This window comes from Micrococcus endophyticus (assembly GCF_014205115.1).
Taxonomy (GTDB): Bacteria; Actinomycetota; Actinomycetes; order Actinomycetales; family Micrococcaceae; genus Micrococcus; species Micrococcus endophyticus.
Genome location: NZ_JACHMW010000001.1, coordinates 285,725 through 299,267, shown reverse-complemented (window position 1 = coordinate 299,267; position 13,543 = coordinate 285,725). Strand labels below are relative to the sequence as shown.

Below are 13,543 nucleotides of genomic sequence, written 5' to 3'. Positions count from 1 at the left end.
TTCGCTCGGCGGGCGTGCAAGTGGCACAGCCCCTCGCCCCGCCCATGGCCCGGCCACGGGGCAGAATGAGGGACATGTTCGTCGTCCTGGGCCCCGCCCCCGCCTCCGTCGGCAGCCCAGGCGCCTGGTGGGCCGTGGACGGGGACGACGCCACCCCCCTGGGATCCTGCCCCGCCGGGTCCGTGGCCGGCCTCGTGGCCGGTCTGCCCGCCCGCTTGGGCGTGGACCCGAGCACGGTCCGCTGGGTGCTCGCCGACGTCGGGACGGAGTATGCCGCCTGGCTGGCGGCGGGGGTGCGGGTGGATCGGTGCTGGGACGTGGCCCTCGTCCAGCGGATCCTGCGGCACGCGGCGACGGCGCCGGGCAGCGGGGTGCGTTACACGCCCGTGGCGCAGCTCGAGGTCGCCGACCCGACGGAGCCCGAGCGCCCCGCGCGGGTGCCCGCCGGTCAGGAGTCCTTCTTCGACCTGCCGGACGGGACCGGCTCCGCCCCGGACGTCACCGTGCTCGCGTCCGAGCTGGCCGCGCAGCGGGCCGCCGTCGAGGGTTCGGCCCACCCGCACCGGCTGCGGCTGCTCGCGGCGGCGGAGTCGCAGGGTGCACTCGTGGCCGCGGAGATCCGGGCGGCGGGTCTGCCATGGGACCGGGGCGTGCACGAGGCGCTCCTCACCGAGCAGCTCGGCCCCCGGCCTGCACAGGGCGAGCGCCCCGCCCGCCTGCAGGCCCTGGCCGAGCGCATCGCCGACGTCCTGGGCTCCCCCGGGCTGAGCCCCGACTCGCAGCCGAGCCTGCTGCGGGCACTGCAGACGGCGGGCGTGGCTGTGGAGTCCACGCGGCAGTGGGACCTGAAGCACTGGATCGATGCCGGCGGCACGGAACGCGAGGCGCGGGCCGCGCTGCTCGCGCCGCTGCTGGAGTACAAGGCCCTGGCCCGGCTGTGGACGGCCAACGGCTGGCACTGGCTGGACCAGTGGATCGGCGACGACGGCCGGTTCCACGCCGCCTATCTGGTCGGCGGCGTGGTGACCGGGCGGTGGGCCGCCCACGGGGGTGGGGCCATGCAGATCCCGGCCGGGGTGCGCGACGCCGTCCGCGCAGACCCCGGCTGGCTGCTCACCGTGGCGGACGCCTCCCAGGTGGAGCCGCGCATCCTCGCCGCCATGGCCGCCGACGAGGCCCTCGCCCGCGCCGGCACGACGCCGGACCTGTACCGCGAGGTCGCCGAGCAGGGCCGCGCCGCCGGCACCGCGCTGGCCGACCGCGGCCGGGCCAAGGTGGCCCTGCTCGGAGCCATGTACGGCTCCACCACCGGCGACTCCGCCGCCCTCATGCCTCACCTGCGCCGGCTCTACCCGCGGGCGATCGGCCTGCTCGAGCGGGCCGCCTCGGTGGGTGAGGCCGGCGGGCAGGTGGCCACCTGGCTGGGCCGCTGGTCCCCCGCCCCCGAGCAGGCGTGGCTGGACTCCGTGGCGGACGTCGGCACCCAGGCCGCGGAGTCCGCGGCCCGGCGACGGCGGCGCTCGCAGGGGCGCTTCACCCGCAACTTCGTGGTGCAGGGCACCGCGGCCGAGTGGGCGCTGTGCTGGATGGGCGAGATCCGCCGTCGCCTGCGTGCGGCCGGGCTGCGGACCGAGCTGGTGTTCTTCGTGCACGACGAGGTGGTGCTCCACGGCCCGGCGCCGGAGGCGGAGGCGGTGCGCGGCGTCGTCGCCGAGGCCGCGAGCGCCGCCGGCCGCCTGCTGTTCGGCGCCGCCCCCGTGGACTTCCCGCTCACCGTGGCGTCCCTGGACTCCTACGCGGACGCCAAGTGAGCCCCGCCGCGGCGCCCCTGCACCGCAGCAGCCGCGCCGCGCGTCCCCCGGCCCGCCGCCGGGGCGCCACCCGGCTCTCATCCGCGCTTCACGAAACGTTGGTGAGATCGACGACGTCGGCGGGGGGATCCCGACGACCGGCAGGGAGGGATGCTCGTCACCGCCTCCGCGCCGTCACCGGACACCGTCCTCACCGGACGTCAGGAGAGACCATGCAGACCGAGACCGCCGACCTGATCGCCTCGCTCAGCTTCGAGCTGGAGAAGAAGTACCGCCACCTCTCCGACCACCCCGCCGAGGGCCACTCCGTGGACGGCGTGGAGGACGTGGAGCTCAGCCCCCGCCGCCTGCGCCGGGCCAAGACCTCGTACACCGCCCGGGCGTTCCGCCAGCGGGCCCGCGGCGAGGAGCACCAGGGCTACGGCCTGCGTCGCGGCCGCGGCGTCACCCCGAAGGCCGGCGACCTGGTCCTGGCCCGCATCGCGACGATCGGCCAGCACAAGCGGCTCGAGTCCTACAACTCCCGCCGCCGCAACCTCTTCATGGGTGACGAGGTGATCGTGGCCTACGGCGACCGCTACGCCCCGGACCAGTTCCTCGCCGAGGTCCCCCGCAACCTGAACTACACGAACCTCGTGGCCGCCGGCGGCATGGCCTCCCGCGTGATCGAGAAGCACGAGAACATCGACCCCGCCACGGTCCTCGAGCCGCTGGGGCTCATCACCCGCGGCGGCGAGGTCGTCTCCCTCTCCGACACGGCCCCGCACGAGATCACCCCGTGGGAGCAGGCCCGCGAGACCCTGGGCGAGGACGGCCCCACCGTGGTGGTCGTCTTCGGCTCCTCCATGAACTCCGGCAAGTCCACCACCGTGGGCTGCCTCGTCAACGGCCTGGTCAACGCCGGCCTGACCGTCCACGCCGGAAAGGCGACCGGCACGGGCGCGGGCAACGACGCCGGCCTGTTCCGCGACGCCGGCGCCGAGAAGGTCGTGGACTTCACCGACTTCGGCCTGCCCTCCACGTTCCGGCTGTCCTTCGAGTGCACCAAGGACATCATGTTCTCCATGACCTCCGTGCTCTCCCAGGGCGACCCCGACGTCGTCGTCATCGAGATCGCCGACGGCATCTACCAGGGCGAGACCGCCGCCCTCGTGGCCGACCCCGAGTTCGGCGAGCTCGCGGACAAGGTGCTCTTCGCCTGCGGCGAGGCGCTCTCCGCGGCCGCCGGCGTGGGCCTGCTCCAGCGGGCCGGCCTGCCGCTCGTGGCCGTCTCCGGCCTGCTCACCTCCGCCCCGCTGATCGCCCGCGAGGCCTCCGCCGTGGTGGACGTGCCCGTCATCCCCACCTACGACCTGTGCGAGGCCGACGTGGCCCTGCGCACGCTCGGCCTGGACGCGGAGACCGTGGGCGCGTGAACCCCTCGATGCCCGCACTGTTCGTCGGCCGCCGCAGGCTGCTGCTGCTGCTGGGGCTCGCCGGCCTCGGCCTGCTGCAGGCTGCGCTGTCCGTGGCGGTGGCCGTGCTCACCCCGCGGCTGCTGACGGCCGGTGCGGGCGCGTGGGGCCTGGCCGCGGCCCTGCTCGTGGCCGCCCTACTCGTGGGCGGGGCCCGCATCCTCGAGCGGGTCGCCGCCGAGGACCTGGGCCAGGACTACGTCCGGGAGACCCGTCGGCTGCTGGTGACCAGCGCCCTCGTCCCGGAGAAGTCGCTCAACCTGGGCAGCACGATCGCCCGCACCACGAACGACCTCACCGCGGTGAAGAACTGGATCGCCCTCGGGATCAGCCCGATCGTGGTGGGCGTGCCGCTGATCGTGGGCATCGTGATCGGCCTGTTCGTGCTGCTGCCCACCCTCGGGCTCGTCGTCGTGGTCACCCTGGGCGTATTCTTCACCGCCCTGTGGGCGCTTTCCCGCGTGTTCTTCCGACGCGCCGTGGCGGTGCGCCGGGTGCGCGGCAAGATGGCCGGGTACGTGGCGGACACCGTGACGGCCGCGGGCTCGATCCGCACCGCCGGCGGCGTGCAGCGGGAGGTGGGCCGGGTGGACCGGATCTCCGGCCAGCTCCAGGACGCCGCCCACCGCCGCGCCGTGGTCTCCGGGACCATGCGCGGCTCGGCCGCCTCCATCACCACCGTGCTGGGCGTGCTCGTGGCCATCACCGGCTCGGCCGCCGGCTCCACCGGGGCCGCCATCACCACCGCGGTGTTCATCGCCGGCATGCTCGGCGCCCCCGTGACCGAGCTCGGCCGGGTGGGCGAGTACCGGCAGAACTACAACGCCGCCTGCCGGGTGCTGCGGCCCATCATCGAGAACGCCCGCGGCCACGCCCGGCGGGAGAAGCGCCAGAAGCGGGCCCGCACCCGCATGCGCCACCACGGCAACCCGCGCGGCCTCTCCCGGGACGCCGTGCACCTGGCGGACCTGCGGGACGCCGAGGGGACGATCCCCTCCCTCGTGGCCGCCCCCGGCTCCCGCGTCCTGCTCACCGGCGGCTCCCGCGAGCGCCTGGAGCGCGTCACCCGGGAGATCACCGGGGACATGCCCGCCTCGGACGCGTGGATCACCGTGGCCGGCCGCCACCTCTACGCGATGACCGCCAAGGACCGCCGCGAGCTGATCGGCGTCGCCGCCCGGGACGTGCCGCTGCAGCGCGGCACGATCTCCCGGATCGTCCGCTACCGCAACCGCGGCGCCGCGGAGACCGTGGCGCAGGTGCTGGACCGCGTGGGCATGGCCGAGCGCGTGGCCCGCCTGCCCGAGGGGGACGCCACCCGCCTCAAGCGCGGCGGCGAGCCCCTGTCCATCAACGAGCGCGCCCTGCTGAAGATCGCCGGCGCCGTGGCCGGCAACCCGCCCCTGCTGGTCCTGGACCACGTGGACGACCAGCTCGACGCCCGCGACCGCCCCATCCTGCGCCGCATCCTCGCCGACTACCCCGGCTGCGTGATCCTGCGCAGCGCCTCCCCGCACGAGCTGCTGGAGCGGTACGAGGTCTACAACGTGGACGAGCTGGCCCCCACCCTCGTGGTGGCCCCGTCCGTGCTGCACGCCCGCATCCAGGGCAAGCGGCCCACCACCTACGTCCCCGGCGCGGACCGGGACCCGTTCGGACCCCCGGTCCGGCACTCCGCCGTGGAGCTGGCCGGCACCCGGGCCGCGTCCGCCCCGCGCCTCGGCGAGTCCGCCGACGACCTCGAAGGAGACGACGAATGACCCGCAGCAAGCCCACCGGACGGCTCAGCGCCTCCGGCCGCGCCCGCGTCGTCGCCTGGATCCTGGGCGTCTCCGCCCTGGGCATGGTGCTGATGCTCGTCTCTATCGTGCTCACCCTGCGGTGGGTCGAGCGGGACGCCATCGAGACGTCCCTGACGCAGGAGAGCGACGAGGTGGCGGTCTTCGCCCAGAACGGGCGCGACCCCGAGACCGGCGAGCCCTTCGCCACCCCCGAGCGCTTCGTGGGCCACTACCTGGAGCGGCAGCGCGTGGAGCCCACCGAGCTGATGTTCGGCGGCACCGCGGCCACCCCCGTGATCGCCCAGATCCACGGGGACGCCGCCGCGCCCGTCGAGCTGCTCGCCCCGGCCACCCGCCAGGCCATGGAGCAGCCCCGCTCCCGCGGCACCCTCGTGGACCCGACGCACGGACGCATCTCCTACGCGAATCTCACCGTCACCACGCCGGCGGACACCGGGCACGTCGTCGTCGCCGTCTTCCACGAGCGCAACGAGCAGCGCGTGATGACCCAGACGCTGCTGCTCTCCGCCCTGGCCCTGGCGGCCCTCGCCGCCACCGCGGCGGCGGCCTGGCTGGTCTCCAGCCGCATCCTCGGGCACACGGTGGAGTTCCACCGGGCGGTGGACGCCTCGCTCAAGGACCGGGGGCTGCGCCGCCTGCCGGAGAACGGGTCCGAGGAGTACGCGGGCCTGGCCCGGCGCGCCAACGACCTGGTCCGCCGCGCCGACCGGCGCCTCGAGGAGGAGCGGCGCTTCGCCGAGGACGTCACCTTCGCCCTGCGCACCCCCCTCACCGTGATCGAGGGCGGCCTGCGGAACCCGGGCGGGGACGAGCAGGAGCGGCGCACCTCCTACCGGCACATCGGGGCCGAGGCCACGCGCGTGCGCGGGCTGCTGGAGGACCTCGTGATCCTCTCCCGCCTCCAGCAGGACGACGTGGTGCTGGAGCGCACCCCCGTGGACGTGGGCGTGCTCGTGGCCACGGCGGCCCAGGCGTGGCGGGAGCGCCACCCGGACGCCGCGGACGAGCCGCGCCTGGACGTGGAGGCCCCCGCCGAGGGCCTGACCGCCGTGACGGACCGCGCGCGGCTCGTGCAGGTCCTCGAGGAGCTGCTGGACAACGCCCGGTACGCGGTCCGCTTCGCGCCGGGCTCGGACCTGCCGCGCGACCTGACCGCCGTGACCCCGCTGGAGCGCACGCTCTCCGTGCGGGTCCGCGAGGAGGAGCGTGACGGCGAGCCGTGGGCCGTCGTCGAGGTCGCCGACCGGGGCCGCGGCATCCCCGAGGATGACCGCGAGGAGGTGTTCGAGCGGCTGGCCAACGCCTCGAACGACCCGTACCCCGGCAACGGGCTCGGCCTGCCCGTGGCGGCCCTGCTCAGCACCGCACTGGACGGGGAGCTCACCCTGGAGCCCGGCCCCGACGCCGCGGGGACCGTGGCCCGGCTGGCCGTGCCGCTGACGGCCGATCAGGACGGCGAGGACGCCTGACCGGCCGGCGATCGACCCGGCGTTCCGGGCGGCGGCTGGACCGTGCCGGTGGCCATGCCGGCGGACATGAAGAGCATGGCGACCATGGGGATGACCGCGCCCACCTGGTGGTAGTGCGGCAGGAACAGGAAGAACGCGGACTGCCGGGCCAGGCCGAGGGCCATGGCGGGGATCAGGCCGTGGAGCATGCCCAGCAGCACGATCGAGGCCACGAGGGTCCACAGCCACGGCGAGCGCACGCCTGGGCGTAGGTGTAGCCCTCTGCCCGGTCCGCGCCGCCGTCGTCCTCGTGCCGGGGCTCAGGTCGCCTTCTTCACCACCGAGGACTTCAGGTACATCTGGCCGGCGCCGGGGACCTTGGCGGCGATGTCGTGCCCGTCCACCGGGCTCTCGAGCAGGCGGATGCCGCGCACCTTGGTGCCGGCCTTGATGCCGGCCCCGCCCTTGACCTTGAGGTCCTTGGCGATCGTGACGTCGTCGCCGTCCGCCAGCGGGTTGCCCACGGCGTCCTTCACGACGGCGGCCGCCGGCTCCGCCTGCTCGGACGGCTCGTCCGCGGCGGGGCTCCACTCGTGGCCGCACATGGGGCACACCAGCAGGGCACCGTCCTCGTAGGCGTACTCCTCGGCGCAGGCGGGGCAGGGCGGCAGGGCATCGGTCTCGGTCATGCCACCAGTGTGCGGTGCCGCGCCGGGGTCGGCACGCGCCGTCGTCGTCGTGGTGGTGGACCCGCTCAGCCGCGCGGGCGGCGCCGCATCCGGCTGGGGCGTCCGGTCCAGGCAAGGTAGGCGCTGCCGCCGGTGAGGGCGGCGCCGCCGGCGGCCACCACCGGCCCGGCGAACCGGCCGAGCCGGTCCTTGTAGGCCACCAGCACGTTGGTGCCACCGGTGATCATGGCGGCGACCACGAGCGCGGCCACCACGCGGTCCCCCGTGCGCTCCATGCGCGCCACGAGCGGCTCGAGCTCGCCGGTGCGCAGGGTGACGTCCAGGCCGCCGTCCTCGAGGTGGTCGATGACCTTGCGCGCGTACTCCGGCAGGTCCAGGCCGAGCTCGGCGGCGGCGAGCCCCGCCTGCCCGATCCGGCCGGCCACCCGCCGCGGGTCCAGCTCCTCCCCCGCCACCCGGACGGCGAACGGGTTGAGCACGCGGGTGTAGTCGAAGCCGGGGTGCAGGCGCTTGCCGAGCCCGTCCACGATGATCAGCATGCGGAAGAGCTGCACGAGCTCGGGCGGGAGCGCGAGGCGGTGCCGGCGGACGATCCCGAAGATCTGGCCCACCAGCTGGTCCACGCGGATGTCCGAGAGGTCGCGGCCCTCGAGGCGGCCGGTGATGCGGGAGACCTCCAGGCGCAGGGCGCGGCGGTCCAGGTCCCCGCGCGGCGGGGCGATGGCGACCAGCGCGCGCACCAGGCCGTCCGGGTCCTGGCGCACCAGGGCCATCGCCATGCGGGCGAAGCGGCGGCGCATGCCGGAGCTGATCCGGCCCACGGAGCCGAAGTCGATGAAGCCGATGCCGCCGTCCGCCTCGATGAAGACGTTGCCCGGGTGCGGGTCCGCGTGGAACAAGCCGTCCTCGAACACCATGCCCATGAGCACCTCGGCGGCCCGGTAGGCCAGGTCCGCCCGGTCGATCCCGGCGGCGTCGAGGGAGGCCAGGTCGTCCACGCGGAATCCGGTGATCTCCTCCATGGTCAGCACGCGCGAGGACGTGGTCGCCCAGTCCACCCACGGGACCCGCACGCCGGGCACGTCCCGCAGGTTCTCGGCGATCTGCTCGCAGGCCCGCGCCTCGACGAGGTAGTCCAGCTCGGCGCGCAGGGCGCGGTCGAACTCGTCCACCAGGGAGACGACGTCCATGTCCTGGAGGGCCCGCGAGGCCCGGGACAGCCGGCTCGCGACCGTGCGCAGGATCTCCAGATCCGTGCGGACCTGCTCGACCACCCCGGGCTTGCGGATCTTCACGACGACGTCGCGCCCGTCGTGCAGCCGTGCCCGGTGCGCCTGGCCGATCGAGGCGGTGGCCAGCGGCACGGGGTCGAACCAGGCGTAGAGCTCGTCCACGGAGGCGCCGAAGTCCTCCAGCACCGTTGCGGCCATGGCCTCGAACGGGACGGGCGTGGTGTCGTCCGTGAGGCGGGCGAACGCCGTGCAGATGCTCTCCGGGAACATGTCCGGGCGGGCCGAGATCAGCTGGCCGAGCTTCACGAACGTCGTGCCGAGCTGCTCGAACACGTCCACGAGCATGTCCGGCCGCAGTACGGCGTCCCGGGCGGTGCGGGCGTCCGCGGCGGGCAGCCAGCGGCCGAGCCCGGCCGCCAGCGCGGTGGCCTGGAGGCCGTTGCGGCCCAGGACGAGGGCGATCTCGCGGGAGCGGTGCAGACGGCTGGGCATGGGCCCCACGCTACCCACCCGGCACCGGGACCTGGCATGGCCCGGCAGCCTCTAGCATGGGGCCATGGCGCTCGACGACATCCAGAGGCATCTCGCGTGGAAGCTGCAGGGCATCCCCCAGGACGGCGATCTGCTGGGCGCGGCCGGCGCTCCGGCGCACCTGACCTACTGGGGCGACCTGCAGTGCCCGCACTGCCGCGACTTCGTCAACCACGACCTGATGGAGCTGGTGCAGCAGGAGGTGCGGGCCGGCGTCGTCACCCTGCGCTACCGCCCGCTCGAGACGACCACCCGGGACAGGGGAGAGTTCGTGGCCCAGCAGGCCGCCGCCTGGGCGGCCGGGCGTCAGGGCCGGCTGTGGGAGTTCATGGAGACATTCCACCTGAGCCAGCAGGAGGCGGACTCCGGGTACGTGACAGACCGATTCCTGCGTGCGATCGCCGACGAGATCCCCGAGCTGGACCTGGAACGCTGGGAGAGGGACCGGCGCACGGATCTCACCGACCACCTGGTCGAGTCCGAGCGGCAGGCGCGGGCGGCCGGCGTCACCGGCTCCCCGGGCCTCGTGCTCGAGGCCGACGGCCGACGCCGCGGCCCGCTGCGCCCCACGATCCACGACCTCCTCGACGCCGTCGACGAGCTCCTGGCCTGACGGCGGGCGGGGCGAGCAGGCACGGCGCCGCCGCGCGGCTCAGGCTCAGCGGAAGAGCCGGCTCACGAGGCGGTGGGCCAGCCGGGAGCCGGCGCGCCTGCCCATCGCCCGGGGGCCGCTGCGCACGGCGTTGACGTCGCCGCGGAGGCGGCGGGCACGACGGCGCCCGTCCCGGCGGGACCCGTCAGTCCAGGACGCGGACCGTCACGGCCGCCTCCATGGCGTAGACGTCCTCACCCTCGGTCACGCCGTCTCCCGCGTCGCCGATCCGACCCAGCCCTCGCTGGCGGACCTCGGACCGGTCGAGCCCTCGCTCCTCGAGCACCTCGGAGAGGACGATCATCTCTTCCGGCGGCAGGGGTCCGCCGGGGGCGTCGACCAGCAGGTCCGGCTCGTCGTCCGTCATTGTCATGACCACGTACGCCTCCTCCCGACGCGGCAGCACGCCGGAGGCGATGCGCAGTCCCGGCACCGCGAAGCCCTCCGGCAGCTCCCCGTCGACGGGGAGGGCCAGGCGCTGCTCCACCACCGCCGGGGATCCGGGCACCTGCTCCAATCCCGCCCAGAATCCGCCGGTGACCCGGACCCCTGCCTGACGCAGCGCCTGTGCCAGGCGCTCGAGGTGCCGCTCTGCCGCGTCCATGGTCTCCACGACGTCGGAGAGCTCATCGGCGTCCAGGTGCAGCCGGTCCACCACCGCCACCCAGCCGGCGCGCTCCGCCGTGCGGAACCGGACGGCGTCCGCCGACGCCGAGGGGCCGTCGTCGAGCATCCCGCCGCCGGAGAGCAGCCCGTGGGCCCGCCGCATGGCCCGGTCCTCGAGGTCCCGCCGGCGCTCCAGCTCGGCGGCATGTCCCTGCAGCAGGTCGGCGAGCCGGTCCGGCTCCTGGAGGGCGGTCTTGACGTCCTCCACGCTCATTCCGGCGGTGCGCAGGATACGGACGACGACGGCGGTGCGCAGCTGGGCCGCGCCGTACCGGCGGTACCCGGTGTGCGGGTCCACCTCGGCCGGGACGAGCAGGCCGCGCTCGTCGTAGAAGCGCAGGGCCTTGACACTCAGGCCGGTGCTGAGCGCGAACTCTCCGATGCTGATCATGGTCTCCTCCTGGATTCACGCCGGCCCGTCGCCGGCTGACTCCAGCGTGGGCGCTCCCCCTGGAGGAGGGTCAACACGAGCCCCCTCCCGGGGCCGTCAGGCCAGGCGCTGGATCACCGTTCCATCGTGGGAGTCCACGAAGGACTCGTCGTCGCCCCAGCCCACGCGGATCATCTCGCGCAGGACGGCCTCGTCCACGTCCTCGAGCTTGTTGATGTACAGGCAGCCCTTGCCGACCTTGTGCTTGCCGAGCCGGGCGAGCAGGTCCGCGTGGGAGCCGTACGTGGTGAGGCCGTAGAGGCTCAGCGCGGACTTGCGGGGGCTGAAGCCCACCTGGAACATCTCCCCCGAGTGGCCCGAGGCGTAGGTGAAGCGCACGTGGCCGAACCCGACCATGGACGGGCCCCACATCGCGGCCTCGGCGCCGGTCTCCTCCCGGAACATCCGCAGCAGCGCGAGGCCCTGCTCCCGGCGGCGCTCCGGCTCCACGCCCGCCAGGTACTCCTCGACGGGCACGTCGGTCACGGTGGTCTTCTGCTGGTAGGCCATGGGGGATCCTCTCGGCGCTCAGGGTGTGGGCGGCGTGCCGAGCACGCGGGCCATCTCGGGGCCGGGCTCGACGACGAGGACGTCGGAGCCGGTCGCCACGCCGTGCTCACGGAACGCCGCGAGCACGGCGGCGATCACCTCGTGGGTCGCCTGCTTCGTCTCCAGCTGGGCGGCGCCGGACCAGAAGCGCAGGTCGATGCCGACCGTCGTCGTCCCGACCTCGGAGAGCAGGGCCTGCGGAGCGGGGTCGTCCAGGACGGGGCCGACGGCGAGCATCGCCTCCTCGGCGATGCGGCAGGCGGCGACCAGGTCCACGGCGTCGTCGACGTCCACGCGGACGGTGGAGCGGACTCGCTCGAAGCCGGTCTGCACCGTCACGACCTCCGAGTGCATCACCGCATTGGGCACGAGGACGAGGCGCCCGTCGAAGGTCCGCACCGAGGTGGACGTGAGGCTCATGGCCACGATGGTGCCGCGGTGCCCGGACACCTCGATCTGGTCCTCCACGCGGAACCGGTCCCGCGCGAGCATGACGATGCCGGCGAACATGTTCCCCAGGACGGTCTGGAACGCGATGCCGGCGGCGATGGAGACGACGCCGACCCCGCCGAGGATGTCCACTGGCCGCACGGAGGGGAAGACGATGGCGAGGGCGGCCATGAGTCCGAGGAGCACGCCCAGGCCGAAGGCGAGCTGGCCGAAGACCCGCGCGGCCGCCGCGCCCCGGCCGCGCCAGCGCATCGTGCCGATCACGGCCGCACGCAGGGCCAGGCCCAGCAGCACCCCGATCCCGAGGGCGACGGCGCCCCAGCCGAGCCCGGCCCAGGTGATCCGGGGCAGGTCGATGATCGGCATGGGACCTCCAGGGCCGGCGGGACGAGACTCCACGATCAGATCATCCCCGGCCGGCCCCGTCCAGGCCTGCGCTCGACCCGGGAGGCGGAACGACCCGCCGCTCCGTGCGGTGCGGGCCGACGGCGGGACCGTAGTCCATCCGCCGGTTCATCCGTCCGCGTCGATGCGGCGACGCAGCTCCGGCACGCCGTTCCCCTCGAGCGCCGCGAGCCCGTACGGACGCCCGGCCATCGCCATCACGAGGGAGAGAACCGGCCCGCGGACATCGGGCCCGGCGCCGCAGCGTACGTCCGCGTCCGTGGCGGCCAGGCTCAGGCCGCGCACGAGGCGGGCCGAGTCCACGGCGAAGTCCCGCGCGGCGAAGCGCCGGGCCACCTCGGCGACGGCCTCGGGGTCCGGTCCGCCGGGGAGGCCGAGGGGCACGCGGATGTCCGTGCCGTGCACCACGACCTCGCCGAGCCAGGCCCACGTGTCGCCGGTCGGGGCCACGCGGCTGTCGGTCACCGCCGCGAAGCGCGCCCACGTGTCGGCCGGGGTCGACCCGAGATGCTCCCGCAGGCGCCGCGCGTTGTGCCGGCCGGCGTCGAACCGGGCGCTCACCATGCTGCGCAGCCACGCCAGCCGGCCCGTGGAGGCCCCCGCCGTGAGGTGCGCGAGCGTCTCCTCCACGGTCCACTCCGTGCAGAGCGAGGCCGTCCGCCACTGCGTGGGGCTCAGGTGCTCGAGGTTCGCGGCGAGACGGGCGCGCTCGGCGTGGACGGCGGTCCATGTGCGGTCTGCATCCCATACCGGTCCGTTGTCCATGGGCTCCATGATGACGCCGCGGGCGGGCGCCGTCACCCGGTGCCGGACGCCGTCACCCGGTGCCGGACGCGGTCCTAGACTCGGCCGCATGAGACTCGGCATCGTCATCGGATCGGTTCGCGAAGGGCGCTTCGGCGCGCAGATCGGCGCGTGGGTGGAGGAGGTGGCCCGCGGCCTGGACGCGGGCGGCCGGGACGTGGAGTGGGAGGTCCTCGACGTCGCGGCGTTCGACCTGCCGATCATGACCGACGAGGGCTGGGCGCAGGACGAGGACGGCCCCGCCGAGGTGCACCGCTGGCGTGACGCCGTAGCCGCGTGCGACGGGTTCGTGTTCATCAGCCCCGAGTACAACCGCAACATCCCCGGCGCCTTCAAGAACGCCTTCGACCTACTCTCCGCGCAGTGGAAGGACAAGGCCCTGGCCCTCGTGGCCTACGGCGGGCTCGGCGGCGTGCGCGCCACCGAGGCGTGGCGGTTCACCGTCGCGGCCTACAACATGCACGTGGTCGGCGACTCGGTGCAGCTCGTGCGGCATGCCGACTTCCCCGACGGGACGTTCGCCCGCACGGACCACCACGACAAGACGCTGAGCCGGGTGCTCACCCGCCTGGTGGACCTCACCGAGGCGACGGCGGCGCTGCGGAGCTGAGCAGGCGGCG

The 13,543-nt window shown here is 74.5% G+C and carries 13 protein-coding genes; 6 read left to right on the top strand and 7 right to left on the bottom strand.

The features are described from left to right. Positions 1–74 precede the first annotated feature (74 nt). From HDA33_RS01485 to HDA33_RS01470, 4 genes are all read left to right on the top strand, one after another. A complete protein-coding gene (locus HDA33_RS01485) occupies positions 75–1,811 on the top strand; it encodes a bifunctional 3'-5' exonuclease/DNA polymerase (protein ID WP_184170155.1) in 1,737 nt (578 codons plus the stop codon). Between the two features lie 212 nt (positions 1,812–2,023). Next, a complete protein-coding gene (locus tag HDA33_RS01480; protein ID WP_184170152.1) occupies positions 2,024–3,226 on the top strand; it encodes a DUF1611 domain-containing protein in 1,203 nt (400 codons plus the stop codon). Positions 3,227–3,234: 8 nt separating this feature from the next. Next, positions 3,235–5,025: an ABC transporter ATP-binding protein gene (locus tag HDA33_RS01475; RefSeq protein ID WP_184170149.1), complete on the top strand. Its 1,791-nt coding sequence runs from the start codon at positions 3,235–3,237 to the stop codon at positions 5,023–5,025. Next, positions 5,022–6,536, top strand: coding sequence for a sensor histidine kinase (locus tag HDA33_RS01470; protein ID WP_184170146.1), 1,515 nt, complete (start codon positions 5,022–5,024; stop codon positions 6,534–6,536). Before HDA33_RS01475 ends, HDA33_RS01470 begins: the two co-directional genes overlap by 4 nt. Here HDA33_RS01470 and HDA33_RS01465 read toward each other — a convergent pair. The 3 genes from HDA33_RS01465 to HDA33_RS01455 all read right to left on the bottom strand — a co-directional run bounded on the left by HDA33_RS01465 (position 6,515) and on the right by HDA33_RS01455 (position 8,928). After that, on the bottom strand, positions 6,515–6,775 hold the full coding sequence (locus HDA33_RS01465) for a hypothetical protein (protein WP_184170144.1): 261 nt from the start codon (positions 6,773–6,775) through the stop codon (positions 6,515–6,517). The two genes, HDA33_RS01470 and HDA33_RS01465, sit on opposite strands and share 22 nt — an antisense overlap. Before the next feature lie 60 nt (positions 6,776–6,835). Next, positions 6,836–7,204, bottom strand: a complete 369-nt coding sequence (locus HDA33_RS01460; protein ID WP_184170141.1) for a zinc ribbon domain-containing protein YjdM — start codon at positions 7,202–7,204, stop codon at positions 6,836–6,838. Positions 7,205–7,269: 65 nt separating this feature from the next. After that, positions 7,270–8,928, bottom strand: a complete 1,659-nt coding sequence (locus HDA33_RS01455) for an ABC1 kinase family protein (protein ID WP_184170138.1) — start codon at positions 8,926–8,928, stop codon at positions 7,270–7,272. A gap of 64 nt (positions 8,929–8,992) precedes the next feature. Here HDA33_RS01455 and HDA33_RS01450 point away from each other — a divergent pair, with 64 nt between their 5' ends. Next, positions 8,993–9,580 carry a DsbA family protein gene (locus HDA33_RS01450; RefSeq protein ID WP_017487935.1) on the top strand — a complete coding sequence of 196 codons (588 nt, stop codon included), beginning with the start codon at positions 8,993–8,995 and terminating at the stop codon, positions 9,578–9,580. A gap of 184 nt (positions 9,581–9,764) precedes the next feature. Here HDA33_RS01450 and HDA33_RS01445 read toward each other — a convergent pair whose 3' ends face one another. From HDA33_RS01445 to HDA33_RS01430, 4 genes are all read right to left on the bottom strand, one after another. After that, positions 9,765–10,676 (bottom strand): MerR family transcriptional regulator, encoded by a 912-nt coding sequence (locus HDA33_RS01445; protein WP_184170136.1) that lies wholly within the window; start codon positions 10,674–10,676, stop codon positions 9,765–9,767. 96 nt (positions 10,677–10,772) lie between these two features. After that, positions 10,773–11,225, bottom strand: a complete 453-nt coding sequence (locus HDA33_RS01440; protein WP_184170133.1) for a DUF1801 domain-containing protein — start codon at positions 11,223–11,225, stop codon at positions 10,773–10,775. An 18-nt stretch (positions 11,226–11,243) separates the two neighbouring features. Then, entirely contained in the window at positions 11,244–12,080 is an 837-nt protein-coding gene (locus HDA33_RS01435) for a mechanosensitive ion channel family protein (protein WP_184170130.1), read from the bottom strand. 147 nt (positions 12,081–12,227) lie between these two features. Next, positions 12,228–12,884: a maleylpyruvate isomerase family mycothiol-dependent enzyme gene (locus HDA33_RS01430; protein WP_246416840.1), complete on the bottom strand. Its 657-nt coding sequence runs from the start codon at positions 12,882–12,884 to the stop codon at positions 12,228–12,230. Between the two features lie 88 nt (positions 12,885–12,972). Between HDA33_RS01430 and HDA33_RS01425 the strand changes: the two genes are divergently transcribed. Further along, entirely contained in the window at positions 12,973–13,533 is a 561-nt protein-coding gene (locus HDA33_RS01425) for an NADPH-dependent FMN reductase (protein ID WP_184170124.1), read from the top strand. The last annotated feature ends 10 nt before the right edge of the window (positions 13,534–13,543 follow it).